Genomic DNA, 26,180 nt, shown 5'->3' with positions numbered 1-26,180 from the left:
CTTACACGAGTAAGTGATTCGGGTGAGTGAGTGCAACCAACACAGATGCAGCTTCAAGTAAGAGGGGTATAAATGGACTGGTTCGTCGTAGGCCCCGAGATGCTCGGGGTTTTGTTTGTGGTGGCGTTACTCGCAGGCTTTATCGACTCTATCGCCGGCGGCGGCGGGCTGTTAACCGTACCGGCACTGCTGGCGGTGGGGGTTCCCCCGGCGCAGGCGCTGGCGACCAACAAGCTGCAGTCGGTGGGCGGTTCCCTCTCCGCCAGTCTGTATTTTATCCGCCGACGAGCGGTCGATCTCAACGATCAGAAGCTGACCATTTTGCTGGCCCTGATCGGTTCCGTTGCCGGGGCTGTGCTGGTGCAGCACATGCGCGCCGATCTGCTGCGGCAAATGCTGCCGTTATTGGTGATCGGCATCGGTCTGTACTTCCTGCTGACGCCGCGTTTGGGGGAAAACGATCGGCAGCGCCGTTTGAGCGCCTTGCCGTTCGGGCTGGTGACCGGTGGCTGCGTCGGTTTTTACGATGGCTTCTTTGGGCCCGGTGCCGGTTCCTTCTATGCGCTGGCCTACGTGACGCTGTGCGGTTTTAACCTGGCCAAATCCACCGCGCACGCCAAGGTGCTGAACTTCACTTCCAACTTTGGCAGCCTGGTGTTGTTTATCATTGGCGGCAAAGTGCTGTGGGGTATTGGCCTGGTGATGCTGGTTGGGCAGGTGCTCGGTGCGCGCCTCGGGGCTCACATGGTGATGACCCGCGGGCAAAAGCTGATCCGACCGATGATCGTTATCGTTTCTCTGGTGATGAGCTGCAAGCTCTTGTACGACAACCACGGCGCTGAAATTCAGCAGTGGCTGGCCCTGCATTTTTAGCATGCTAAAAGAGCGGTAAAATGAAATAATTACCTCTTTATTTTTGTGGTTATTGGATTTTTATTTATGTCAGACACACAGGCTACCCATCAATATGAGCAACTGATTGAAATTTTTAATCAGTGCTTCAGCGATGAATACAACACGCGACTGGTCAAAGGCGACGATGAGCCGATCTATTTGCCGGCCGACGATCAGCTGCCGTACAACCGGATCGTTTTTGCCCATGGCTATTACGCCAGCGGCATGCATGAAATCTCGCACTGGTGCATCGCCGGCGAACAGCGCCGCAAGTTGGTAGATTTCGGTTACTGGTACTGCCCGGACGGGCGAGACGCACAGACGCAAAGTGAATTTGAAGCGGTGGAAATTAAACCGCAATCTTTGGAATGGATGTTCTGCGTCGCCGCCGGTTTCCCGTTCAACGTCAGTTGCGACAACCTCAACGGTGACTGCGAGCCGGACCGCATTGCCTTCCAACGCAAGGTGCGCGAACGGGTGCTGCTGTTGTTGGAGCAGGGAATACCCACAAGACCTGCACGCTTTATTCAGGCGTTACAATCGTTTTACAATACGCCACCGCTGGCGGCGGAGCATTTTCCCTATCCGGAAGATCTCAACTGACTATACCCTAAATACTTGGAGTTGCATCGCGGCGGCAAGCCTGCGAGTCCCTGGGAGCATAGTCCACTATGTGACCGGGGCGAGTCGGCGCAGCCAACAAAGAAGCAGCTTCAAGTATGACGGGTATATATGTTTAACTGAAAATAGATACCCAATAGCTTCCAAGCTGTAGCTAGGCGGCAAGCAAACAAATCCCCAGGAGCTTACTCAGGTAAGTGACTGGGATGCGTGAGCGCAGCCAACAACGCTGGAGTTTGAAAGATGAAGGGTATGAGAGGAAATTTGATGATCGCAGAATTTGAAGCGCGCATTTTGGCGCTGATTGATGACATGGTAGAGCACGCCAGCGATGATGAACTGTTTGCCGGTGGCTACCTGCGCGGTCATCTGACGTTGGCGGTTGCCGAGGTCGAAGAGCTGGGTGAACACTCCGCTGAAGCGCTGAAGGCGCAGGTGGAGGGCAGCCTGCATAAAGCCATCGCCGCCGGTGAACTGTCACCACCGGATCAGGCATTGGTGTATGGCATGTGGGAAACGCTGTACAAAACGGCATTGCCTACCGCCTGATAGTGCTTCTGCAGGGCGCTGTTGCCGGCGCCCTGCGTGATTTTTCTTACGCTACCGCACGTCCCTTCAGTAATTTCCTTACCCACATTCTATTCGGGTTCAACGCCGCTAACAGGTCTGCGTCGCCCGGCAAAGGTTCGCCAAACAGCTGCGCCGCCAAAATCTCTGCCGCCAGCGGGGCCGAGCACAACCCACGAGAGCCTAACCCGCCAATCATGAACAGATTGGGGTAGCTCGGCGCATTGGCGATAGCTTCACCGCATTGGTGTTGACGTTGCAGATCCTGGTACTGCGTTAGCGTGGCCTGGTAGTCGGGCACTGCACCTACCATTGGCAGATGATCGCGAGTGGCGCTGCGTACTCCGCAGCGGGCATGGCGGTCGCTGACGTCCACCTCCAGCGGCCAGGTTTGATCCGGCAGGCAACGCAGCAAGCGAGCCCGATTTTCCTGCTGCTCTTCTTCGCGGTATTCGGTGGCGGTCTCGCCGCGCTGGTAGCTGGCGCCGATACAGTGCTGCTGATTATTGGCATTCACCGGCGTCAGGTAGCCGTCGTAACACAGCACCTGCTTCAATGCACTCAGCTGCGGCGTGGTAGGAATATGGGATACCTGACCGCGCACCGCATAAACCGGCAGCGCTTCACTTTGCGTCAGTTCGGATAAGCGATGGCCGTTGGCCAGAATCACCGTCGCATGCTGCCGAATTTCACCTTGGCTAAAGCTGAGTTGCCAACCTGCCTCTTGGGCGGTCAGAGCGCTGAGCGTAGCGTCATAATGGCAGCGCATCCCTTGCCGTTGCGCCAGCGCAATCGCACTGCGCGTCAGCTCGGCCGGGCACAGCCAGCCACCCTGCGGGTAGTTAATGCCGCCAAAACCGCTGTCGACGCCACACAAGGCGCTGAGCGTAGCGCGGTCGGCCGGCATGGCGAGCGCCTGCGGCCATTCAACCGCCAGCATCTTGGCAATTTTCCCGGCGCTCTTCTCGTCAAAGGCCAGTTGGCTCACACCGCACCACTGATGGTCGAATTCCACGCCCTGTCGCACCAGTGCATCGTACTGACGACGGGCAAACGGAAAGGCGGCACTGAAGAAATTTTCCAGCGCATCGGCTCGGCCGTTCAACAAAGGGTAGAGTGCGCCCTGACGGTTGCCTGATGCCCCTTCGCCCGGCTGCGGATCTGCGCAATACAGCGTGACTTTTGCGCCGCGTCGCAACAGGGCGAGGGCGGTTAGCGCGCTGGCGACGCCGCCGCCAATGATGGCGATATCATCGGTATTCTCCGCCACCGGGCGCATCAGCCAGGGAGCAGGGTGAGCGACGGCCGGCGCATCGGCAGGCAACTCGCCGGTCAGCATCTCTCGCTTCTGGCCGAAGCCTTTGGTTTTGATGACATCAAACCCTGCCTGCTGTAAGCCGCGACGCACGAAGCCTGCGGCGGTAAAGGTGGCAAGGCTGCCGCCCGGCCGGGCAAAGCGCGCCATGGCGCTGAACAGCTGCTCCGTCCACATATCAGGGTTCTTTGCCGGGGCGAAGCCATCGAGGAACCAGGCGTCGATTTGACGGTTAATGCTGGCGTCGAAGTGAGGCAGCAACGCGTTCACGTCGCCAAACCACAGATCGAGCGTGATGCGCCCTTCGGCCAGCAGCAGGCGGTGGCAGCCCGGCAGCGGCAACGGCCATTGAGCGCGTAATTCATCGGCATATGGCGCCAGTTCCGGCCAGCGGGCATGCGCCGCCGCCAAATCGGCCTGCAGCAGCGGGAATTTTTCAAAGCTGATAAAGTGCAGGCGCTGAAGCGGGGCGTCCGGCATCGCCGTGCGGAAACCGGCAAAGGTCTGCCACAGCGTCAAAAAGTTAAGCCCGGTGCCGAAGCCGGTTTCCGCCACGATAAACAGCGGGCGAGGGTGGTCGGCAAAACGTTGCGGCAGTCGGTTGCCCATGAGAAACACATAGCGGGTTTCTTCCAGCCCATCCTGATTGGAAAAGTAGACGTCATCAAACTGTTTCGAAACAGGTGTACCCTGTTCATTCCAGGATAACGCTGCGGTTTGGATCGGGGCGTGGCTCACGGTTAGTTGCTCGTAACTCAAGGGGTGACGGGATTCTAACGGCGCTGGCGCTATGGCGCAAACTGGATAAGAATAAAGCTGAAAAACGCTGATCGGACTTGTTCGGCGTACATCTGTACGCTAAAGTGCGATGCAAAATCCCGAATGTAAAATTGTGGAAGAGGTATTGAATGAAACGTGCAGTGATTACTGGCCTGGGAATCGTCTCCAGCATTGGTAACAACCAGCAGGAGGTCCTGGCGAGCCTGCAGGAAGGACGTTCTGGGATCACTTTCTCCCAGGAGCTGAAAGATTCCGGCATGCGTAGTCACGTATGGGGCGATGTTAAACTGGACACTACGGGTCTGATTGACCGTAAAGTGATGCGCTTTATGAGCGACGCGTCCGTTTATGCCTATCTTTCCATGGAAGAAGCCATCAAGGACTCAGGTCTGGCTGCCGATCAGGTTTCCAACGATCGCACCGGTCTGGTTGTTGGCTCAGGTGGTGGTTCTCCGCGCAACCAGGTTGCCGGATCCGATGGCATGCGTGCCAAAGGCCTGCGCGGCGTTGGCCCGTACATGGTGACCAAGGCTATGGCTTCAGGCGTTTCTGCCTGCCTGGCAACCCCGTTCAAAATTCGTGGCGTTAACTATTCCATCAGCTCTGCCTGCGCAACCTCTGCACACTGCATTGGTCACGCGGTTGAACTGATCCAACTGGGCAAGCAGGACGTGGTCTTTGCCGGCGGCGGCGAAGAGCTGTGCTGGGAAATGGCCTGTGAGTTCGACGCGATGGGCGCACTGTCCACCAGCTACAACGACACTCCTGAAAAAGCTTCTCGTACTTACGACTCTGCCCGTGACGGTTTCGTCATCGCCGGCGGCGGCGGTATGGTGGTGGTTGAAGAGCTGGAACACGCTCTGGCGCGTGGTGCGCACATCTATGCTGAAATCATCGGCTACGGTGCGACCTCCGACGGTGCCGACATGGTGGCTCCATCAGGTGAAGGCGCGGTGCGCTGCATGAAGATGGCGCTGCAGGGCGTTGATACCCCAATCGACTACATGAACGTTCACGGCACCTCCACGCCGGTGGGCGACGTGAAAGAGCTGGGTGCCATTCGCGAAGTGTTTGGCGACAACACCCCGGCAATCTCTTCCACCAAGGCGATGACCGGTCACTCATTGGGTGCCGCGGGCGTGCAGGAAGCGATCTACAGCCTGCTGATGGTTGAACACGGCTTTATCGCGCCGAGCATCAACATCGATAACCTGGATGAGAAAGCTGCTGGCATGAACATCGTGACTGAGCCAACTCAACGCGAGTTGACCACCGTGATGTCCAACAGCTTCGGTTTCGGCGGCACCAACGCCACGCTGGTGATGCGTAAGCTGCAGAAGTAATTCCGGCCTCAAGGTTCTGGATCAAGCCCGCATTTTTGCGGGCTTTTTAATGCCTGCAATCCCTGCCGACGGGCCGCTAGGAGTTATCCCAAATTACATCTCCTGACGGATCATTAACGCTTTGTTCAGCCTTTTGCGCATACAATGGCTCAATAGCGCGAATATCACTCGGCGTAGCGTTTCAGAGTGATCGAACATTGAGGCAAGAGTATGAAAAAGTTAATTGCGGTTGGATTGCTGTCGGTCATTCTGGCTGGGTGCGCGACCGATTCCCCTTGTGTCCCGGTCTATGACGATCAGGGCCGTCTGGTGCACACCAATACCTGCATGAAAGGCACTACGCAGGACAACTGGGAAACCGCTGGCGCCATCGCCGGTGGGGCGGCGGCAGTTGCCGGTCTGACGCTGGGTATTATCGCGTTGACCAAATAACCTTCCGTCGGAGAGTCTCCCGGTTTAAAAGCCCAGCATCTGCTGGGCTTTTTGTTTGGGTAATCCGCCGCCAGTTGATTGAAGTCATGGCATTTATATTACCGGCCCACAGATGAGCAGTTCTTTGTCAGCGGATGTAAATTCCATTCCTGCGCCCGGTCCGGGTCGATATACTCCCGCTATCTCCCACTCTGGAACGATCTGATGTCGGCTTTGGCGTCCATCTCCTTATCCATGCACCGCCTGCGCTTTGCTAAAAAGCGGGCCTGCGCATGGTTATTGGTCGTCAGCTGGCTGTTGTTGAATACTCAACTGGCGTTGGCCAGCCACAACTGCAACCTGCAGTTCAGCGGTGAAGCGCCGATGGCTCAGCATATGATGCATATGCAAAACAGCGTGCCGTCGCAGCAGCAGATGCAGACCCAAGAGCCGCTGTGTGAGAAACACTGCGTTCCGGAGTCAGCCCAACAGGATCACAGCAACCTGACGTTGGCTGCGCTGCCCACCAGCAGCGAATTGGCCGTTATTACGCCTTTCCCGTCTCGTTCAGTCCCCTCCAATACCTGGCAAACGCCCCCGATAACAGGTCCGCCGGCAGAGATCGTTTTCTGCCGGTTCCGTGAATAGCTCTGACAACCGCTTTGCCGTCCCCGACGGTTTTCCGCGTTTGTTAACTATTTTATGGAGTACCCGTTATGCGTAATGTATTTGCTGCCGTAGTGATCGCCCTGTTTTTCTCCTTCAGCGCCAGCGCTGCCGATATGGCAATGCAGGATCCTGCCGCAAGAACTGCCGTTGAAATCCACAGCCAGGGCGTCGTCAAAAGCTGGGATGAGCGAAAGGTGTCTATCGCGCACCAGGCCATTCCTGCACTCAGTTGGCCGCCAATGACCATGAGCTTCCTGCTCCCTTCATCGCCTTCATTCGCCGTCTTGCCGGTGGGTACCGAGGTTGATTTCAGCTTCCTGCCGATCGACGGCGGTTATCAGCTGATCGCCATCGCCGCCGCTCGACCATAACGGAGGCGTTATGACCATTATCCTTTCTCACCCTTGGCGGGTGGGCTGGCTGCTGCTTGCCTGTTGGGCACCGGCCACCCTGGCGGCGGGTCTGACGCTGCAACAGTCATTGACGGCGGCCGAAGGTTATTCGGCGGAGCTATCCGCCAATCGGCATCAGGTTGACGCCTTGCAGAACATGGCGGATTCGGCAATGCAGTTGCCCGATCCCAAGCTGAAGTTCGGCATTGAAAACGTGCCGGTGCAGGGGAGCAACGCTCAGCGTTTTACCCGCGAAGGCATGACCATGGGACGAATCGGCATCATGCAGGATTACGTCAGCAGCACCAAACGTCAGCGTAAAGCGGATACCCTGCGCGCCGAAGCCAGCCAGACGGATGCGGGCAGCGCCACCATTCGCGCTCGCCTTCAACAGCAAACCGCGCAGGCCTGGCTGGCGCTGGCGCTGAGTCGGCAAACCCTGCGGGATGCCTCAGCCCTGGTGACGGAGAGTGAACGCCAGATTGCCACTCAGCTTGCTGCGGTAGCCGGTGGGGGAACCCCAGCGAGTGGAGTGCTGGATGCCAGGTTGACGCTGCTAAGCATGCAGGATCGCATCAGCGAGGCGCAGCGTGATGTTGCTGTCGCGCAGGCGCGTCTGACGCAGTTGACCGGCCTGTCTGCGACGGATACCGCCGGGGACATGCCGCGCTTTGAACGTTTACCGGCGGACAGCGAAGTATTGCGGCAGGCCATCAGTCAACACCCCGAGGTGTTGCAGGCCAGCCGTGAGGCGGACGTCGCCAAGGCGCGTTCGGCGCAATCAGAGGTGGCGGCGATACCGGACGTCGGCGTCGAGGTGTATTACGGCAAACGGGCCGACGAGTACGAGGATTTGGCCGGGGTGATGTTTACCGTCGATCTGCCGTTGTTCCGCTCGCAGCGGCAGGATAAGGACTATGCCGCTGATGTTTCCCGCAGCATGGAGGCCAACGATCGGCTCACGTTGTTGATACGTGATCATCAGGCACAGCTCGATACGCTGTTGGCGCAATATCAGGCGGCTCAGGCGCAGTGGCAACGCCAACAGGAGCAGGCTATTCCCCTGCAACAACAGCGGGTCACTTTGCTGTTAGCGCAGTACCGCAGCGGTAAAAGCGATTTGTCGGCGGTACTGGAAGCTCGGCGGGCGCTGCTCGACAGTCGCCTCAGCGCCGGCAAGGCCGCCAGGGAACTGGCGCAGATTTGGGCCGCCATTCGCTATCTCACCCCTCAGGAATCGATGCAATGAAAATACAATTCAAGCTGGCGCTGTTAGCGGCGCTGATTGGCAGTGGGCTGGCGGGATACTGGTTTGGCGCAGCGGGGGAAGCGCCTGCGCCGGCCATCAAGAGTGAGCGGCAGGTGCTTTATTGGTACGACCCGATGATGCCGGGGCAGCGTTTTGACCAACCGGGTAAATCGCCCTTTATGGATATGCAACTGGTGCCGCGCTATGCCGATGAGGCTGAGCCGGAAGGGGGCGTGACCATCAGCGCCCGGCAACAGCAGAACCTGGGCGTTCGCACCGAAGCTGCACAATTGCGCCAACTGGAGCCACAACTGAACGCTTTCGGCAGCGTCGCCACCGATGAACGCGGGGTTCAGATTGTCGCCGCCCGCGCCAACGGACTGGTGGAAAAACTCTACGTGCGTGCCAGTCAGCAACAGGTGAAAAAGGGCGAAGCCCTGGCATTGCTGTGGATCCCCGACTGGAGTGCGGCTCAGCAGGAATATCTGGCAATACGCAAACTGGGCGATAGCGCACTGACCGCCGCTGCACGTCAGCGGTTGCAGTTGCTGTTTATGCCCGAGGCGGTGATCCGGCAGGTGGAACGTTCAGGTAAACCCGAACCGCGGGTGCAGATAGCGGCACCGGAAAATGGTTTTGTGAATAAGCTGAGCGTGCTCGAAGGCGCTCAGGTGACGGCCGCGCAGGGGCTGTTTGAACTAGCCAGCCTCGATCCGGTGTGGATCGTTGCCGATTATCCGCAGGCGCAGGCCGGATTGTTGAAAGTGGGCGATAAGGTGCAGGCCGCCTCCGCCAGCTGGCCTGGTGAACGATTTGAAGGCGAGGTGAGCGAACTGCTGGCCAATGTCGATCCGCTGACCCGAACCTTCAAAGCGCGCATCCTGTTGAAAAACCCTCAACAAAAGCTTCGACCGGGCATGTACCTGCAACTGACATTGTCGCACAGCAACCTCGGCCAGCCGGTGTTGGCGATACCGCAGGAGGCGCTGATCGACAGCGGCGATCGCAATAGGGTGTTGATCGCCGAAGGCAATGGGCACTTCACGCCGGTTGACGTGGTGGCCGGTCGTGCGCAGGACGGCTGGGTAGAAATTAAACGTGGGCTGAATGCTGGGCAAAGGGTAGTGACCTCCGGCCAATTCCTGATTGATTCCGAGGCCAGCATGCGCAGTGCCTTGCCACAAATGGCGGCGCAAAACGAGGTGAAACAATACCAGGCCGAGGGGGTGGTGGATGCCGTGAACGAGAGCACCATCACGCTGTCCCACGGCCCCGTGCCGGAGCTGCAGTGGCCGGCGATGACCATGGATTTTGCCCTGCCGCCAGGGGGAATACCTGCCGGTATCAAACCCGGTGATAGCGTAAAAATCCACTTTAGCGTTGATGAACAAGGTTCACATATCAGCCAAATCGTGCCGACAAGCGCTGAACATGGGGGCCACTTATGATTGCTTTCGTGATCCGCTGGTCGCTGCGCAACCGGCTCTTGGTGCTGCTGGCTTCGTTGCTGTTGGCCGGTTGGGGGATCTGGGCATTGCAGAAAGCCCCGCTGGATGCGCTGCCGGATCTCTCCGACGTACAGGTGATTGTCCGTGCCACCTATCCGGGCAAGGCACCGCAGGTAATTGAAGATCAGGTGACCTATCCGCTGACCACCACGTTGCTCTCGGTGCCGGGGGCCAAAACGGTACGGGGTTTTTCCATGTTTGGCGACGCCTACGTTTACGTGTTGTTCGAGGACGGCACCGATTTGTACTGGGCGCGTTCGCGGGTGCTGGAGGCGCTCAGCCAGGTGCAATCCTCACTGCCGCCGCAGGTGAAGGTGGCACTGGGGCCGGACGCCACCGGCGTCGGCTGGGTGTACGAGTATGCCCTGGTGGATAAAAGCGGCAAGCACAGCCTGGCCGACCTGCGCGCGCTGCAAGACTGGACGCTGAAGTTTGAACTGAAAACCGTCCCCAACGTGGCGGAAGTGGCCAGCGTGGGCGGCATGGTACGCCAATATCAGGTGGTGCTGGATCCACCCAGCCTGCGCGCGCTGAACATCACTCATCAACAGGTAGTCAGTGCCATTCAGGACGCCAACCAGGAAGGCGGCGGTGCGCTGCTGGAAATGGGGGAGGCGGAGTATATGGTTCGCACCTCGGGCTACCTGAAAAAACTCAGCGATTTTGCCAACGTGGTAATCGCCGTGCGTGACGGTGTACCGATCCTGCTGTCGCAAGTGGCAACACTGCGCGAAGGGCCGGAGATCCGCCGGGGCGTGGCGGAGCTGAACGGCGAGGGCGAAGTGGCGGGCGGCATCGTCGTGATGCGCTACGGCAAAAATGCCCTGGAAACCATCAACGCGTTGAAGGTCAAGCTGCAGGAGGTTCAGCAGACCCTGCCGCCGGGTGTGGAAATTGTGACCGTGTACGACCGCTCCCAACTGATCGAACATGCAATTGAAACCCTGTCCCACAAGCTCCTGGAAGAGTTTATCGTAGTGGCTTTGGTGTGCACGCTGTTCCTGTTCCATTTTCGTTCGGCGCTGGTGGCGATGATCACGCTGCCGCTCGGCATTCTTGGCGCCTTTGTGGTGATGCATTACCAGGGCGTAAACGCCAATATCATGTCGCTGGGGGGAATCGCCATCGCCATTGGCGCCATGGTGGATGCGGCCATCGTCATGATTGAGAACATGCATAAGGTGCTGGAGCAGTGGCGGCAACGCCATCCAGGACAGCAGCCGACGTCGACGGATTATTGGCGTATTTCAGAGCAGGCGGCGGTGGAGGTGGGGCCGGCGCTGTTTTGCAGTTTGCTGATTATCACGCTGTCCTTCATTCCGGTGTTCACCCTGCAGGCGCAGGAAGGCCGGATGTTCTCCCCGCTGGCCTACACCAAAACCTACGCCATGGCGGTGGCGGCCGGTCTGGGCATTACGCTGGTGCCGGTGCTGATGGGCTACTTTATCCGCGGCCGCATTCCCGACGAACATGCCAATCCGATCAATCGCTGGCTGATCCGCCTGTATCAGCCGGTGCTGGCGTCGGTGTTGGCACGGCCAAAAACCACGCTGGGGATTTCGTGCCTGCTGTTGCTGTTAACCGCCTATCCGCTTAGCCGGTTGGGCAGCGAATTTATGCCGCAGCTCGACGAAGGTGACCTGTTGTATATGCCTTCCTCGCTGCCGGGGATGTCGGCGCGCGAGGCCAGCAGGCTACTGCAACTGACCGACAGGTTGATCAAAACCGTGCCGGAAGTGGCGACGGTGTTCGGTAAGGCCGGCAGGGCGGAAAGCGCTACCGATCCCGCTCCGCTGACCATGCTGGAAACCACCATTCGTTTCAAACCGCGTGACCAGTGGCGACCGGGCATGACCATGGACAAGCTGGTGGCGGAACTGGATGCGGTGGTCAAGGTGCCGGGTATTGCCAACGTCTGGGTTCCGCCGATCCGCAATCGGCTGGACATGTTGGCCACCGGAATCAAAAGTCCGGTGGGCATCAAGGTGAACGGCAATAATATGGCCGATATCGAACGGATTTCCGGGCAGATTGAGCAGGTGGTGAAGCAGGTGCCGGGCGTCACTTCGGCGCTGGCAGAACGCATCACCGGCGGCCGCTACGTGGATATCGATATCGACCGTCAGCGGGCTGCGCGCTACGGCGTTTCGGTGAAAGAGCTGCAATCCATGGTGGCGACGCTGGTGGGCGGCGAAAACATTGGCGAAACCGTCGAGGGCCGGGCGCGTTACCCGATCAATGTGCGTTATCCGCGTGAGGTGCGTGATTCGGTACAGCAGTTGCAGGCGTTACCGGTACTGACCGCCAGCGGTGGCCAGGTGCCGCTGTCGATGCTGGCGGATATTCGGGTTAACGAAGGGCCGCCTATGCTGAAAAGTGAAAACGCGCGGCTCTCCAACTGGATTTATGTCGATCTGCGCGGGCGCGATCTCAAATCGGCGGTGGAAGAGATGCAGCAGGCCGTCGCGCAGCAGGTCAAGCTGCCGGCCGGGGTGTCATTGAGCTGGTCCGGGCAGTTTGAATATCTTGAACGTGCCAGTGCTCAGTTGAAAATCGTACTGCCGGTAACATTGGCAATCATTTTCGTGCTGCTGTTTGTCACCTTCAGCAGCGTGCGTGATGCGTTGTTGATCATGGCGACGCTGCCGTTTGCGCTGATCGGCGGGGTGTGGCTGCTCTATCTGCTGAACTACAACCTGTCGGTGGCCGGGGCAGTTGGCTTTATCGCGCTGGCGGGTGTGGCGGCGGAATTCGGCGTGATAATGGTGCTGTACTTGAACCATGCGTTGGAAAAACATCGCCAGCCGGGACAGCCGCTCACGCAAAAACAGCTGATGGATGCCATCACCGAGGGGGCGGTATTGCGGGTGCGACCAAAAGTGATGACCGTTGCCACCATTATGGCCGGGCTATTGCCGATTATGTGGGGTAACGGTGCCGGTTCTGAGGTAATGCGGCGCATTGCGGCACCGATGATTGGCGGCATGCTCAGTGCACCGCTGTTGTCGATGTTGGTGGTTCCTGTGGTCTACCTGTTACTGCACCGAAAAGGATAAGCAAGCGGGGCGCAGTGCACTGCGCCCCGTCTTTACCGCACAGAAACTATTTCACTAGAAACGCCTTGAACTGCGGCGTCATTACGGCGCTGAACCCATCATCGGTTTTGCTGATCAGGTAAACCGCCAAGCCTTTTTCTTCCGCCAGTTTGAGCGCTTTTTCCGTCCCCAACACCATCAACCCGGTATCCCAGCCGTCGGCTTCCAGCGCGGTGGGCGCTATCACCGTAGCGGAGACCAGGCGATGAGTAATCGGCCTGCCGGTTGTGGGATCGATCACGTGCGAATAGCGCTGCCCGTCCTGTTCAAAATAGTTGCGGTAGCTGCCGGCGGTGCTGATGCCGTAACCCTGCAAATCAACCAGTGCCTGAACCGCATTTTCGCGGTCGGTCGGTTTTTGGATCGCCACGCGCCAGGGTTTGCCCTGCCCGTTAACGCCGCGCGAGGAAACCGCACCGCCGACCGACACCAGATAATGGGTGATACCATTACGGGCCATCAACTGCACCAACTGATCGACGCCATAGCCTTCGCCCAACGTCGAGAGATCAACATACATCCCGGGTAAGTCCTTTTGCAGCCATTCGCCACGGCTGTCGCTGAGTAGCTTGAGGTGCTGCAGGCCAATATTTTTTTGTGCCGCCTCTATTTGCTGTTGGCTCGGTACCTTGACCACACGCTTGTCTGGGCCAAAGCCCCATAAATTCACCAGCGGACCCACGGTGATATTCATCGCGCCCTGAGTGTCGCGGCCAATGCGCTGAGCCATCAGGATAATATCCGCCATTCCGCGCGGGATCGGCTGTGGCTCGGTACTCTGGGTTTGATTAAAACGCGAAAGCACAGAATCATTGCGATAGGTGGAGATATCGTCATTGGCGCGTTCCAGCACGGCGTCAATCTGCTGTTGCAACTGCTGTTTATTGACCGCCACGTCACCGCTGACCTTGACGCTGTAGAAGGTGCCCATGGTTTTGCCTTCAATGTCGATCTGTGGGCGGGTATCCGGGTCATTACAGGCAGCCAGTAAGCCGATGGTCACACTCAGCAACAGCCCTTTGGCAAAAACGTTAGCCATGAAAACATCCTTTGAAACAGTGAAAGGCGCTACAAATAAAGTAAAGCGCGGCAAATGAAAAGCAGTTAACGGTAAAAGAGCATTTTGCTGGCGTTGCCGCCGTGCTTGGGCTAACGTCTGGTTCCTGATCCCTGGTTGTTTTTTTGAAGCGCTCAACATGAGTTCAAACGCCGTTTCCCGGCTGATTCAGCCGTTCCTGAAAGATCGTTTTTTGCATATTTTGCTGTTAGTCGGCGTACTGATGGCGGCCTTTAACCCGCAACAGCTGCCTGCGTTAAACAGTTTTATCGACTGGCGCACCATCATTACGCTGCTTGGATTGATGTTACTCACCAAGGGCGTCGAGGTCAGCGGTTATTTCGATTTTGTTGGCCGCAAAATCATCAATACGCTGCACAGCGAGCGGCGATTGGCGCTGTTTCTGGTGTTTTCCGCCGCGTTGCTGTCGTCGTTCCTGACTAACGACGTGGCGCTGTTTATCGTCATTCCGCTGACCATCACGCTGAAAAAACTGTCGTCGGTACCGATTGGCCGGTTGATTATCTTCCAGGCGCTGGCGGTCAATGCCGGTTCATTGCTGACGCCGATTGGCAACCCGCAAAACATTCTGCTGTGGAGCAAGTCTTCACTCTCTTTCCTGGGGTTCATTGGCCAAATGGCACCGTTTGGCGTGGTGATGCTGGTCAGTTTGCTGCTGCTGACCGGGTTCTGCTTCCCGGCGCGGGATATCGTTAAAGCGCCGCACACCGAAGGTTATCCGTATCAGCTACGCCTGTTGCTGAGCTGTGTGGCGCTGTACGTGATTTTTCTGCTGTGTCTGGATCTTGATCTGCCGCTGTATGGCCTGTTGGCGGTGTTCGTCGGTTTTTTGCTGCTGGCGCGTCGGGTATTGCTGCAGATCGACTGGAGCCTGATTTTCGTCTTTATCGCCATGTTCATCGACGTGGGGCTGTTTACCCGCTTGCAGGCGATCCAGCCTTGGTTCGCCGATATCGCTACGCTGGGTAACGGGGGCATTTACGCTTTGGGGATTGGCCTGTCGCAGGTGATCAGCAACGTGCCGGCGACCATTTTAATGCTCAACTACGTGCCTTCCAGCCAACTGCTGGCCTTTGCGGTCAACGCCGGTGGCTTTGGGCTGGCGATCGGTTCGCTGGCGAACCTGATTGCGCTGCGTATGGCGGACGAGCGCAAAATTTGGCTGAAATTTCATTACTATTCGTTGCCGTTACTGGTCTGGGCCGGCTTGCTTGGCTGGCTGTTGGCTTAAGCGCGGTATTTTCCTGCCATACCGCGCTTGTTAACTATGGCGTCTAACCGCGTGCCGCCAGCAAGCAGATGCTGCGAGTCACCTGATAGGATTTTACAAAGGCGCTGATCGGCAGAAACTCAAAGCGCGAATGGAAATTGTGCGCGCCGGTGAAGTAGTTCGGCGTCAGCAGCCCACGGCTGGAGAGTGCGGCGCCGTCGGTGCCGCCGCGCATCGGGATCACCTTGGGGGGAATGCCGTGGGCGGCCAGGGCACCGAAAATGAGCTCAATGGCTCGCTGGTCTTCCCCGATAGAGTTGCTGATATTGCTGTAGATATCCGTCACCTTGCAGCTGACCTTGGCGTGCGGGTAGTTTGCCGCCACCTGTTGCACCACTTCCTGAATGCGCTCTTTACGCGCATTGAACCCGGCCAGGTCAAAATCGCGGATCGACACTTTCAACGTAGCGAGGTTGGCATTGGCGGTCAGATCGTTGAACCAGAAGTAGCCTTCGCGCCCCTCGGTATGTTCCGGTGTGTCCTTGATGTCGAATTGGTTGATGATGTCGTTGGCGATGCGAATCGGATTGATCAGCACGTTCTTCGCCGACATGGGGTGCGCGGTGACCCCTTCGATACGGATCTCCGCACCTGCGGCATTGAAGTTCTCATACACCACTTCCCCCAACTCGCAGCAGTCGATGGTATAGGCAAAATCCACCTCGAAACGCGTCAGATCCAGCGCTTTGGCGCCGCGCAGGCCAATTTCCTCATCCGGGACAAAGGCCACCACAATGTCGCCGTGGCGATCGGAGGCGCTCAGGTTGGCCAGCAAGGTCATGACCACCGTGACCGCCGCTTTGTTATCGGCGCCGAGCACGCTGGTGCCGTCGCTGAAAATAATTTCTTCATTCGGATAGGCCAGGATCTCCGGATGTTCGGCGGTGCGTAGCCAGATATCGTGTTCGGCATTCAGGCACAGATCCTGGCCGGTAAAGCGCAGGCGCTGCGGGTGAATATGGGCCGACAGGCCAACGTCAACGGTATCGATATGGGTGATAAAGCCGATACGTGGAGCGCCTGGCTGATTGCCGGGTTTGCGGGCGGTCACGGTAGCGTGATCGTCGATTTGCACGTCTTGCATGCCTAGCTGGCGCAGTTCGGCCGCCAGCAGCTTGGCCATATCATGTTGGCCCGGCGTGCTGGGCAGGGTGGTTACGGCGGCGTCGCTCTGGCTGGTCACCGCCAGATAGCGGAAGAAACGTTCGGTGAGCTGTTCGGCAATGGCGCTGGTCATGCGGGTTCCTCTCGATAAGCGGTCTAACGGTTTTAAAGCTAAATCAGCCGGTTGTCCAATGGTGCAATGCTTTCGCTGCCGGAATGCGAGATGCCGCGCAGAATAAAAAAATAGCGGCACAACTAGGAAATAGTCTCGGGTAACTGCGGCAAAATCGTTGTTAGCTGTGGGGGAACGGGTGCCCCCAAATAATAGGATCGTTAAAGGAGAATACATGCGCTCACGTCATGCTTTACTTATCACTTTGTTATCCCTGGGAATATCGCATACGGCCTGGTCATCCACCGATGGTGGCCATGCCAACAGCAACGCCAATAGCCGTGAAGTAGCCAGTGCGCTTGGCGGTCTGAAAAACAAAACCTATAGCCTGGAGCAGGCACCGAAGATCCGCGTAGCCAGCTTCAATATCGCCGCCGGCAAGGTCAGCGACATGACCGCAATCGCCAAAGCGATCAAGGCGATGAATGTCGATGTGGTGGCGCTGCAGGAGGTGGACAAACTGACCGGCCGCAGCGGCAAGCTCGATCAGGCGGAGGAACTGGCCAAACTGACCGGTATGCACGTCGCGTTCGGCCGCGCGATTGATTTTGACGGCGGCGAATATGGGCTGGCGTTCCTATCGAAATACCCGCTGCATGACAGCAAAATTTACCCGTTGCCTTCCGGTCAGCGCGAACAGCGAATTGCATTCAGCGCCCAGACCGACGTGCCCGAGTTCCCGGCGCCGATTACCCTGATCAATACCCATCTGGATACCAAGGAAGATCCGGCGATGCGGCTGGATCAGGTGCGCGAACTGAATGACCGCACGATTGAAATGCGCGGTATCAAGCTGTTGTTCGGCGATATGAACGACGTACCGGGCAGCGTCACCTGGACTGAGTTGAGCCGCTATTGGAACGATATCATGCCCAAGCAGCAGGATGGCCGCAGCTGGCCGGCGGAAAACGCCGAAATCAAGGTCGATTATATCTTTAGCGGCAATGCCCAGCGCTGGCATCTGGACAGCCTGACGGTGCCGAACGCCAGCGGCGACTGGAACGGCATTCACTGGCCGGCAGTCAGCGATCACCTGCCGTTGGTGGCCGAGCTGCGGTTGACCGAGCAATAACCTGACTCGGGGCCGCCAAGCGCCCCGCAAGGTCAAGCAGGCGAGATCCGCGTCAACCGCTCGACGGCGGCGCGGATCTCGCCCGGTGTCAGGGCGGAAAAGCCCAGCAGCCAGCCGTCGCGCCGCAGGCTCGGGGTTTGGTACTGTGCCGTCAATCCGGGCGTGACTATGCCCAGGCGTTGCGCCTGCTGAGTCAGGGCGCTCTCCTGCCCGGGCGGCAGCCAAACGCTGAGCTGCAAGCCGCCCCCTGCCGGTTGCGGGGTGGCGAAATGCCCAAGCTTTTCCTGCACCTCCACCAGTAACAGGTCACGTCGGCTGCGGTACAGCTGGCGCATATAGCGGATATGGGCGGCAAAGTGCCCCTGCTGGATAAATTCGGCGGTCACCGCCTGCATCAATTGGGCGCTGTGGCCGTCGTATACCGTGCGTGCGGTGGTAAAAGGCTCCACTAACGCCGGTGGCAACACCAAATAAGCCAGCCGCAGGGAAGGAAACAGCACCTTGGAAAAGGTGCCCAGATAAAGCACGTTGCCGTGCCGATCCAATCCCTGCATCGCCGGCATCGGCTGGCCGTCATAGTGAAACTCGCTGTCGTAATCATCTTCAATAATCCAGGCCCGCTGCCGTTGTGCCAGCGCCAGCAGCTCGAGCCTGCGTGGCAGGCTGAGTGCTACGCCGGTGGGGTATTGATGCGAGGGCGTCAGGTAAATCAGTCGAGGTGCAGGCAGGTGTTCATCGGGCATCAGTCCGGCGTCGTCCACCTTGACCGGGACAAGTTCGGCTCCGACGCTGCTAAAGGCGTTTCTGGCACCGCGATAACCGGGGTCTTCCATCCACACCTTGTCACCGCTATCCAACAGCAGGGTGGCAATCAGCTGCAGGGCCTGCTGCGAACTGGTCAGCACCACGACCTGCTGCGCATCGCAGTTAACGCCGCGCGTCTGGCTGATATAGCCGGCAATGGCTTCGCGTAGCGGAAAGTAGCCCTGAGGATCGCCATAGCGCATCAGAGCTTCCCCACGCAGACGCAGTTGTTGAGCGGTGAGCTGTTTCCACAGTTTTAGTGGGAAAGCACGTAAATCAGGCGAACCGGCAGCGAAGGGCAGAGGCTGCAATGGATCGTGGCAGCCACCGGTTTGCGCGATCTGCGTGCCGCGTTGTGAAAGGCGGGGTTCGCCGCTGACTTTGGCGGCGGGTGGTGACTTGACGATGTTGATCGCCACGAAGGTGCCTTGACCAACGCGGCGCTGCAGATAGCCTTCGGCTTCCAACTGGGCATAGGCTGCTTCGGTGGTTACGCGCGAGACGCCCAAATCTTCAGCCAGGACCCGCGATGAGGGCAAGCGTTGCCCAGGGCCAAGAGCCCCATGATGAATAGCCCGGCGCAGCGTGCTGCAGACGCGTTCACGCAAGGTGCCACCGGCGTGTTCCGGTTGATGAAACAGAGTGGGCAATGCGTTAGCCATAATGGGACTTATCCATGGGCAAAAATGGGTATCAAGCATAAGACCAAAATCAGGCAATATTGTCATCAGTCTTTCTCTACAGGAGTGAATTACATGGCGGTATCTTCATTGGTTTTGGCTTTTCCACCGGGCAGCGCGGCCCAGAGCCTGGATTATCTGGCCGCAAAGCTGAGTTATTACGCGGATGCGTGGGACGTGGCGGAGGATCTGCGCAACGGGGTCAGTGAGATCCTGGTGATCGATACCCGTGCAGAGGCGCTCTATGCGGCCGGGCATATTCCCGGCGCTATCAGTTTGCCGCACCGGTTGATGGACGAGGCGGGCACGGCGCATCTGGATCGCGACAAGGTTTACGTCACTTATTGTGATGGCATCGGCTGCAACGGTTCGACCAAAGGGGCTTACAAACTGGCTCAACAGGGGCTGCGGGTGAAAGAGCTGATTGGTGGATTGGACTTCTGGATACGTGATGGTCATCCCCTGGCCACCGGTGAACAGCCGGGCTCGCTGGTGGGAAGTGCCAGTGGAGAGGACTGTGGCTGCGCCTGACGTTGGCCGGAGTTACCGCGAAGTTAACATCAGCATTCGAGTCTGGCCCTGGACAGGGCATCCACAGGCCAGAAATCGTTTGGGAAGGGAAAGCGTTAAAACACCAGCGCCAATACCAGAGCTAGCACCAAAATGAACAGGATAAGCGTCACCGCCGGTTTGCTCAGCGCTTTTTGTAGCGGCTGGGGCAGGGCGGCAATCAGCGGATTGAGCAGCGGTTGCGGCTCGGTAGCGTTGCCGATGATCGGCTGAGCATGACCGGCTTTTTCCAGACGACGTGCAAATAGCTGGTTGATGACGTCGCTCATCTGCGGGTGGGTCAAGGGGGCGCTGGCATTGCAGTTGAAGCGGGACTGGCAGTAGTCATTCAACTGCTGCTGCTCCTGCGCATCCGCCGGCTGTTTGAGTACGGCGAGCAGGTTGTTCAGCGTCGGCGCGGTTTGTGGACTCAGCGCGACCTTCACCTGCAAAAACTGGTTCAGCAGTTGGAAGTGGCGCGCCGGCAGCGGATCGTTGGTTTTAACCCCGGTCAGATCAAACAGCGTTTGCCAGATCTTGGCCGGCGACTCGCCGGTGGCGGCACTGAGCTTGGTGACCTGCTGCTGCAGGCTTTGATGCTCGGCAGGCAGCAGCGGGCGATCGCTGGTGGCAGTTTGCTGCGGGTGAGGGATCGTCAGGCTGCCGGTCTGTAACAGATTCAGTACCTGCTGCAACTGCGAGTGGCTCAACTGGCTCAGTACCGTGTGGCCAAACTGCTGGCGAATGAAATCACTCACCGCCTGGCGGTTATTGCCCTGCGGCAACAGTTCGGTAAGCTGCTGCATCAGTTGGCGACTGGCATGGTTTTGCTGTACCTGCGTCAGACGGTTTTGCAGCAGTTGCTCGGCCGGCTGAAAATGACGCGCCAGCAATTCACTGCTGTTGTCTGTCTGCAGATCGTGACGCAGCGTGACCCAAATCTCTGCGGATTTGGCCGGGCTTAGCGCCATGATTTTGACCACCAGCTTCTCCAGCGTCGTACGCTGCGCCGGGGAGAGCGGGCTATCGTCTGTGGGGGTGGTTTTGCCCGGGGTTGAAGGACGATCGCTGGCGATCGGGGTGCCCGGTCCACTCAAAGGTTGCATATCACCTGTCCTTCGCTGTGTATCCCCCAGTTTAGCTGGCGTTGCCGCGGTGTGGTCTGCGCAATCTCACTCGAAACACTTACCTGAGTAAGCTCATCGAGACTCGCTTGCTTGCCGCCTTGCCGCAACACCCATGACTTTGGGGAAAGAATAATCGTCGTACCCGGCGAAAAGCGCAGGTGTGCGCCTATGATACCCGTAAATGCCCGCCATCAATACCGTCGTAAGACATTTCTTTACAGGCAAAACATTGCTAAACGCGCCTGCGCCGCTAAGATAAGCGCAGACTTGGAATTGAGGGCGGCATGGTTAAACAGCAGCGGATTGCGAAATGGTTTTTATGCCTGGCTTGCCTGGTGGTGCTGACCTGCATGACTCAGCGCATGGCAAGCCTGCATGCGTTGCAGCAAGCGATGGGGATTCCTGCTGCCAGCGCTGCGCCATCCGCCGGCGACGATGCCGCCGAACTGCAACCTACCCCCTGTGAACTGAGCGCTAAATCCTTATTGGCCTCACCGCCGGTGATGTTTGAAACCGTGCTGCTCGGGCTTGGCCTGCTGCTGGCGCTGTTGGCGCCTACCGTGGCTGCGCGCTTGCGCATTCCTCCTCCCAGAGTGATTTCCCCTCCCACCCTTAGGGTGCATCTCCGATTATGCGTCTTCCGTGAATGAGTTAATCGCCCGTTTGTTTTGGTGATTGTCTTATTTATGGAGAAAAAACATGTTGAATATCATCAGGTCGACGTTTGTCTGCCTGTTAATGCTGTGGCTGCCCGCTTTGCAGGCGGCGGACAGCGGCTGGTTGCAAAGCCCGACCAACGATCATGCCAAGGTGCGACTCCGCGCTGACACCTCGCAGCCAGGAGAAACCCGGCTGCTGTTGGCTATTGAGCTGCAAAAAGGCTGGAAAACCTACTGGCGTTCGCCGGGGGAAGGCGGCATTGCGCCGGCAATAACCTGGCAAGGCAATCCGCCTCCGGTGACCTGGTATTGGCCGACGCCGCAGCGTTTTGAGGTGGCCGGCATTTCCACGCAGGGCTACCACGATCGGGTAGAGCTGCCGATGGTGATGAAAGGAACGGCACCGCGCCAGTTGGCGGGGACGCTGACGCTGTCCACCTGCAGCAACGTCTGTATTTTGACCGACTATCCGTTCAGTCTGGATCTTGCTGCGCCGTCTGACGCGCAGTTTGACCATGACTTTACCCAGGCGATGGGCCAGGTGCCGATCGCCGAGGGCCTGGTGGAGAGCATCAAGGCCGGTTATCTCAATGGCGAATTACAGATCAGCGCCGAGCGAGCCGCCGGTTGGCAACGGCCGGAGCTGTTCTTCGACACCTTGGAGGACGCAGACCTCGGCAAGCCACGGGTCAGTAGCGAAGGTTCACTGATGACCGCGCGGGTACCGGTCAGCGATGGCTGGGGTGACAGCGCCCCGGATCTGCGCGGTAAAACCCTGACGTTGGTAATCGGCGACGGTGGCATGGCACAGCAGGTGACGCTGCCGATTGGCGGGCCGCTGACGCTGCCGAGCGCCGCCAGTTTCTCGCTGTGGCAAGCGGTGCTAATGGCGTTGGCGGGAGGCCTGATCCTCAACCTGATGCCCTGTGTGCTGCCGGTTCTGGGCATCAAACTGGGATCGATTTTGCAGGTGGAGCAGCGCGACCGCCACAGCATTCGGCTGCAGTTCCTTGCGTCCTCGTTTGGCATTGTGGCGTCCTTTATGGCGCTGGCGTTGCTGATGACGCTGCTGCGCTTGAGCAATCAGGCGCTGGGCTGGGGCATTCAGTTCCAAAACCCGTGGTTTATCGGCTTTATGGTGCTGGTGACGTTCCTGTTCAGCGCCAACCTGTTTGGCCTGTTCCATTTGCAGCTGTCCTCCTCCCTTAATACCAAATTGGCGACCCATAACGGCCGTGGCCTGAGCGGGCATTTCTGGCAGGGCGCATTTGCCACCTTGCTGGCGACGCCCTGTTCGGCTCCCTTCCTGGGCACTGCCGTGGCCTTTGCACTGGCTGCGCCGCTGCCGGTGCTGTGGGGCATGTTTGTCGCCTTGGGTATCGGCATGAGCCTGCCCTGGCTGCTGATCGCCGCATGGCCTGCTTTAGCGCTGCGCCTGCCGCGTCCGGGGCGTTGGATGAACACTTTACGGTGGGCCATGGGGTTGCTGATGCTGGCTTCTTCACTGTGGCTGCTGAGCCTGATGGTCAATCATATTGGCACCTTGCCGACGCTGGCATTGGGCGGTATCGCACTGTTGGCCTTGTTGTTGGCGGTAGGCTGGCAACATGGGGTTCGTCTGGCGGCCAAGCTGGCGGCCGGCACGCTGGTGCTGGTCGGCGTGGTGTTATTGGCCGGTTCGCTGACCGCCGGGCTGTGGCGTCAGCCGCTGCACGACAATGTCACCTGGCAACCGCTAAGTGAACAGGCGATCGCCCAGGCACTCGCTCAGAACAAACGGGTGTTTGTCGACGTCACCGCAGACTGGTGCGTAACCTGTAAAGCCAACAAATTCAACGTGCTGTTGCGTGATGACGTGCAGAAAGCGCTGAGCGCCGGCGACGTCGTCGCCCTGCGAGGAGACTGGAGCCGTCCTTCGGCCGAGATTAGCGCTTTCCTGCAAAAACGCGGCAGCGTTGCCGTGCCTTTTAACCAGATTTATGGCCCCGGCAGCCCTGATGGCGTGGTGTTATCCCCGCTGTTGACCCGCGATGCCGTCTTGCAAACCCTGTCCGCCGCCAAAGGAAATTCACAATGAAAAAATTACTGATGTTACTGATGCTGATGGTTACTCCGGTCTGGGCTGTGGCTCCTTTTACCCCGGAACAAGAAGTGCGGATTAAAGAGCTGATCCGCGAAACGCTGGTGTCGAACCCGGATATTCTGGCGCAGGCGGTGGATGCCTGGCAGCAACAGACCGCTGGTCAGCAAATCAGCCAGGCGATCAAGCAAAACGCCAAAACCCTATACGAAGATCCGGCCAGCCCACGTTTGGGAGCGGCCAACGCCAAACTGACGCTGGTGGCCTTTACCGATTACAACTGCCCATACTGCAAGCGTTTTGACCCGATGCTGGAAAAAATCGTCAAACAGTATCCTGATGTGGCGCTGGTGGTAAAACTGCTGCCGTTCAAAGGAGAGAGCTCCGTCAGTTCTGCACGCGTGGCGCTGACGACCTGGCAGCAACACCCGGACCAATTCTGGGCGCTGCATCAGCGGTTGATGGCGAAAAAAGGCTTCCATGACACGGCCAGCATCGCTGCCGCACAGCAGAAAACCGGGGTTAAAGCCGTTGCACCAAGCGAACAGAGCATGACCACCTTGCGCACCAATATGGCATTGGCGGAGCAGCTTGGAGTACAAGGAACGCCGGCCACCCTGATCGGCGATCAAATGCTGCCTGGCGCGGTGTCGTATGAGGATCTGGAGGCGGTAGTGAAACAACAGCTTGCGAAGGTTAACAATGGCTAAGCTGCGGCGTTGGGGCCGCGAACTGCTGATCCTGTTGCTGATTGTGCTGGCGGTTGCGTTCGGAATGGACTGGTTACGCGCGCCGCAGCCACCGGCGGCGTTCGATTCGCAACCGTTGACGACGTTGAACGGTGAACAAGTCTCGCTGGCGCAGCTCAGCCAGGACAAGCCGCTGCTGGTTTATTTCTGGGCCAGCTGGTGCGGGGTTTGCCGGTTTACCACGCCGTATGTTGCCAGACTGGTCGGCGAGGGCGGCAACGTATTGACCGTGGCGCTGCGTTCCGGCGACGATCGTCAGGTGGAACAGTGGCTGGCGGGCAAGCGTGTGACGTTGCCGGTGGTTAACGATCCCCGTGGCGAGCTGTCGGCGCAGTGGCAGATCGGCGTCACGCCCACCTTGGTGGTCATTTCCCAGGGCAAGGTGGTGCAAAGCACCACCGGCTGGACCAGCTATTGGGGAATGAAGCTGCGGCTATGGTGGGCCGGCCTCTGAACCGCGGCCTATTCTGAAGTGATGACCTCATTAATCGCCCGGCACAGTCGGGCGATACCTTCCTCTATCTGCGGCGGCGTATTGGCGGCGAAATTCAATCGCAGGCCATGTGCGCCTTGCTGTTCTTCGGCATAAAAGCACTCCCCTCGCGCAAAGGTTACGCCGTGTCGCCAGGCCAGCGGCATCAGTGCCTCGGTGCTGACGGCGGCAGGCAGCGTCAGCCAGATAAACAGTCCACCCTCCGGCGTTTCAAACTGACAGCCGGGCGGCAGTTGCTGCTGCAAGGCTGCCACCATCACGTCTCTGTGCTGGCGATATAACCGCCCGGCGCGCCGCAGTTGCTTGTCGTAACGACCGATAGTGACGAATGCGTCCAGTGCCCGTTGGATCAGGTTGGAGCTGGTAAAACTGTCGACGTGTTTCAGACGAGCCAGTCGCTGATAGTGTTCGCTGTCCGCCACCAGGTAACCGATGCGCATGCTGGGCAGCAGCATTTTTGAAAAGGTACTGACGTAAATCACCGCCCCCGGCTGCGCCAGCGATCGCAGCGACGGCAGCTGTTTGCCGTTGTAGCGCAGATCGCCGACAAAATCGTCTTCCAATATCACTACACCGGCCTGCTGGGCCAGTGCCAGCAGGCGTCGACGGCGCGCTTCACTCATGCAGCGGCCGGTGGGGTTATGAAAATTGGGAATGGTGTAAATCAACTTCGGTTGGTGTTTTTCGATCAGTGCGGGCAGCTGTTCAACCAACATGCCGTGCCGGTCGCTGGCGACGGTGACGATATTGATGCGGTGCTGGCGCAGCAGCCCCAGCGCTTCGGCGTAGGTCGGTTGTTCGACAATCACCGTGTCGCCCGGCTCCAGCAGGCTTTGCACTATCAGGCTGATGGCGTGTTGCGAACCGTTGGTGATCAGCAGTTGCTCTGCATGGGTCGGAATACCCTGAGCGGTGAGGATCCGCCCCAGGGTATCGCGCAGCGGGTAATAGCCGCAGTATTCGCCATAGCTGAAGGCTTCTTCCGCATGGCGGCTGAGTACCGACAGCAATATCTTGCGGAACTCCTCCTGCGGAAAGACTTTCGGGCTGCCGACGCCGGCGGCAAAGTTGATGATGTTGTCCGGCAACGGCGTATCGGGGTAGCCATCCAGCCGAGAGGTCAGGGTAGTGAAACGCTCCGCCGGGAAGGGCGCATCGCTTGTTGGGCGTGGCTGGGCTGGCTGGATCAGCGGGTGCAAGACATAGGCACCGCTGCCGCGCCGCTGGTGCAAAAAACCTTTTGCCGCCAGTTCGGCATAGGCGTTTTCCACCGTCAACCGGCTGACCGCCAGCTTGGCGGCAAGCGTGCGCGTGGAGGGCAGCTTATCGCCGTCGACAAATGCGCCGCTGAGGATCGCCCGCCGCAGCGCTTCCTCAATTTGCAGATATAAAGGAATGTTTTGCTGACGGTCTAAGGGAATATGCATGCAAAATTGGCCCGGTTGACGGTGATGTTTTTTACTATACCCCATAGTTACAGGGCTTCAAGAGTATAAAAG

At 58.5% G+C, this 26,180-nt stretch carries 23 protein-coding genes; 17 read left to right on the top strand and 6 right to left on the bottom strand.

Annotated elements, in window-relative coordinates:
- The first annotated feature begins 72 nt into the window (after positions 1–72).
- The 3 genes from NR114_RS17220 to NR114_RS17210 all read left to right on the top strand — a co-directional run bounded on the left by NR114_RS17220 (position 73) and on the right by NR114_RS17210 (position 2,064).
- Positions 73–873 carry a sulfite exporter TauE/SafE family protein gene (locus NR114_RS17220; RefSeq protein ID WP_256813460.1) on the top strand — a complete coding sequence of 267 codons (801 nt, stop codon included), beginning with the start codon at positions 73–75 and terminating at the stop codon, positions 871–873.
- A gap of 66 nt (positions 874–939) precedes the next feature.
- Positions 940–1,497: an elongation factor P hydroxylase gene (locus tag NR114_RS17215; RefSeq protein WP_020827907.1), complete on the top strand. Its 558-nt coding sequence runs from the start codon at positions 940–942 to the stop codon at positions 1,495–1,497.
- 285 nt (positions 1,498–1,782) lie between these two features.
- Positions 1,783–2,064 (top strand): YfcL family protein, encoded by a 282-nt coding sequence (locus tag NR114_RS17210; RefSeq protein ID WP_020827906.1) that lies wholly within the window; start codon positions 1,783–1,785, stop codon positions 2,062–2,064.
- A gap of 46 nt (positions 2,065–2,110) precedes the next feature.
- Here NR114_RS17210 and mnmC read toward each other — a convergent pair whose 3' ends face one another.
- The gene (mnmC, locus tag NR114_RS17205) at positions 2,111–4,135 is read right to left on the bottom strand and encodes a bifunctional tRNA (5-methylaminomethyl-2-thiouridine)(34)-methyltransferase MnmD/FAD-dependent 5-carboxymethylaminomethyl-2-thiouridine(34) oxidoreductase MnmC (RefSeq protein WP_256813461.1); all 2,025 of its coding nucleotides are present in this window, start codon (positions 4,133–4,135) and stop codon (positions 2,111–2,113) included.
- A gap of 170 nt (positions 4,136–4,305) precedes the next feature.
- On the opposite strand from mnmC, the gene fabB reads away from it, so the two are divergent.
- The 7 genes from fabB to NR114_RS17170 all read left to right on the top strand — a co-directional run bounded on the left by fabB (position 4,306) and on the right by NR114_RS17170 (position 12,805).
- On the top strand, positions 4,306–5,520 hold the full coding sequence (gene fabB, locus NR114_RS17200; RefSeq protein ID WP_020827904.1) for a beta-ketoacyl-ACP synthase I: 1,215 nt from the start codon (positions 4,306–4,308) through the stop codon (positions 5,518–5,520).
- 210 nt (positions 5,521–5,730) lie between these two features.
- Complete coding sequence (locus tag NR114_RS17195) at positions 5,731–5,952, top strand: membrane protein (protein WP_020827903.1); 222 nt, start codon at positions 5,731–5,733, stop codon at positions 5,950–5,952.
- A 204-nt stretch (positions 5,953–6,156) separates the two neighbouring features.
- Positions 6,157–6,579, top strand: a complete 423-nt coding sequence (locus tag NR114_RS17190) for a hypothetical protein (protein ID WP_020827902.1) — start codon at positions 6,157–6,159, stop codon at positions 6,577–6,579.
- A gap of 68 nt (positions 6,580–6,647) precedes the next feature.
- Complete coding sequence (locus tag NR114_RS17185) at positions 6,648–6,971, top strand: copper-binding protein (protein ID WP_020827901.1); 324 nt, start codon at positions 6,648–6,650, stop codon at positions 6,969–6,971.
- A 10-nt stretch (positions 6,972–6,981) separates the two neighbouring features.
- Positions 6,982–8,241 carry a TolC family protein gene (locus tag NR114_RS17180; protein WP_256813462.1) on the top strand — a complete coding sequence of 420 codons (1,260 nt, stop codon included), beginning with the start codon at positions 6,982–6,984 and terminating at the stop codon, positions 8,239–8,241.
- Positions 8,238–9,689: an efflux RND transporter periplasmic adaptor subunit gene (locus NR114_RS17175; RefSeq protein WP_256813463.1), complete on the top strand. Its 1,452-nt coding sequence runs from the start codon at positions 8,238–8,240 to the stop codon at positions 9,687–9,689. The genes NR114_RS17180 and NR114_RS17175 overlap by 4 nt, the downstream gene beginning before the upstream one ends.
- A complete protein-coding gene (locus NR114_RS17170; RefSeq protein WP_256813464.1) occupies positions 9,686–12,805 on the top strand; it encodes an efflux RND transporter permease subunit in 3,120 nt (1,039 codons plus the stop codon). The genes NR114_RS17175 and NR114_RS17170 overlap by 4 nt, the downstream gene beginning before the upstream one ends.
- Positions 12,806–12,851: 46 nt before the next feature.
- On the opposite strand, the gene apbE is transcribed toward NR114_RS17170, so the two are convergent.
- On the bottom strand, positions 12,852–13,883 hold the full coding sequence (gene apbE / locus NR114_RS17165) for an FAD:protein FMN transferase ApbE (protein ID WP_046373029.1): 1,032 nt from the start codon (positions 13,881–13,883) through the stop codon (positions 12,852–12,854).
- Between the two features lie 157 nt (positions 13,884–14,040).
- Here apbE and NR114_RS17160 point away from each other — a divergent pair, with 157 nt between their 5' ends.
- A complete protein-coding gene (locus NR114_RS17160; RefSeq protein ID WP_149572613.1) occupies positions 14,041–15,153 on the top strand; it encodes an SLC13 family permease in 1,113 nt (370 codons plus the stop codon).
- Between the two features lie 43 nt (positions 15,154–15,196).
- Here NR114_RS17160 and pepT read toward each other — a convergent pair whose 3' ends face one another.
- Positions 15,197–16,429, bottom strand: a complete 1,233-nt coding sequence (pepT, locus tag NR114_RS17155; RefSeq protein WP_256813465.1) for a peptidase T — start codon at positions 16,427–16,429, stop codon at positions 15,197–15,199.
- A gap of 214 nt (positions 16,430–16,643) precedes the next feature.
- Between pepT and NR114_RS17150 the strand changes: the two genes are divergently transcribed.
- Entirely contained in the window at positions 16,644–17,540 is an 897-nt protein-coding gene (locus NR114_RS17150) for an endonuclease/exonuclease/phosphatase family protein (protein WP_020827894.1), read from the top strand.
- Between the two features lie 32 nt (positions 17,541–17,572).
- Here NR114_RS17150 and NR114_RS17145 read toward each other — a convergent pair whose 3' ends face one another.
- Complete coding sequence (locus tag NR114_RS17145; protein WP_372907087.1) at positions 17,573–19,006, bottom strand: PLP-dependent aminotransferase family protein; 1,434 nt, start codon at positions 19,004–19,006, stop codon at positions 17,573–17,575.
- A gap of 93 nt (positions 19,007–19,099) precedes the next feature.
- Here NR114_RS17145 and NR114_RS17140 point away from each other — a divergent pair, with 93 nt between their 5' ends.
- Positions 19,100–19,555: a rhodanese-like domain-containing protein gene (locus tag NR114_RS17140; RefSeq protein ID WP_129983429.1), complete on the top strand. Its 456-nt coding sequence runs from the start codon at positions 19,100–19,102 to the stop codon at positions 19,553–19,555.
- 95 nt (positions 19,556–19,650) lie between these two features.
- Here the strand turns inward: NR114_RS17140 and flk are convergent, their stop codons facing one another.
- Positions 19,651–20,679 carry a flagella biosynthesis regulator Flk gene (gene flk, locus NR114_RS17135; RefSeq protein ID WP_046373034.1) on the bottom strand — a complete coding sequence of 343 codons (1,029 nt, stop codon included), beginning with the start codon at positions 20,677–20,679 and terminating at the stop codon, positions 19,651–19,653.
- A 305-nt stretch (positions 20,680–20,984) separates the two neighbouring features.
- Here flk and NR114_RS17130 point away from each other — a divergent pair, with 305 nt between their 5' ends.
- Genes NR114_RS17130 through NR114_RS17115 form a run of 4 tightly spaced genes read left to right on the top strand, consistent with a single transcriptional unit; the run spans position 20,985 to position 24,642 of the window.
- Positions 20,985–21,350 carry a hypothetical protein gene (locus NR114_RS17130; protein ID WP_046373035.1) on the top strand — a complete coding sequence of 122 codons (366 nt, stop codon included), beginning with the start codon at positions 20,985–20,987 and terminating at the stop codon, positions 21,348–21,350.
- Between the two features lie 49 nt (positions 21,351–21,399).
- A complete protein-coding gene (locus NR114_RS17125; protein WP_256813467.1) occupies positions 21,400–23,436 on the top strand; it encodes a protein-disulfide reductase DsbD in 2,037 nt (678 codons plus the stop codon).
- Positions 23,433–24,149, top strand: a complete 717-nt coding sequence (locus tag NR114_RS17120) for a DsbA family protein (RefSeq protein ID WP_256813468.1) — start codon at positions 23,433–23,435, stop codon at positions 24,147–24,149. The genes NR114_RS17125 and NR114_RS17120 overlap by 4 nt, the downstream gene beginning before the upstream one ends.
- Positions 24,142–24,642, top strand: coding sequence for a protein disulfide oxidoreductase (locus NR114_RS17115; protein ID WP_020827888.1), 501 nt, complete (start codon positions 24,142–24,144; stop codon positions 24,640–24,642). The genes NR114_RS17120 and NR114_RS17115 overlap by 8 nt, the downstream gene beginning before the upstream one ends.
- 8 nt (positions 24,643–24,650) lie before the next feature.
- On the opposite strand, the gene NR114_RS17110 is transcribed toward NR114_RS17115, so the two are convergent.
- Positions 24,651–26,108: a PLP-dependent aminotransferase family protein gene (locus tag NR114_RS17110; RefSeq protein WP_122080656.1), complete on the bottom strand. Its 1,458-nt coding sequence runs from the start codon at positions 26,106–26,108 to the stop codon at positions 24,651–24,653.
- Positions 26,109–26,180: the final 72 nt, after the last annotated feature.

The organism is Serratia sp. Ser99, from assembly GCF_024519545.1.
Lineage (GTDB): Bacteria > Pseudomonadota > Gammaproteobacteria > Enterobacterales > Enterobacteriaceae > Serratia > Serratia liquefaciens.
This window is presented reverse-complemented; position numbering and strand designations above follow the sequence as displayed.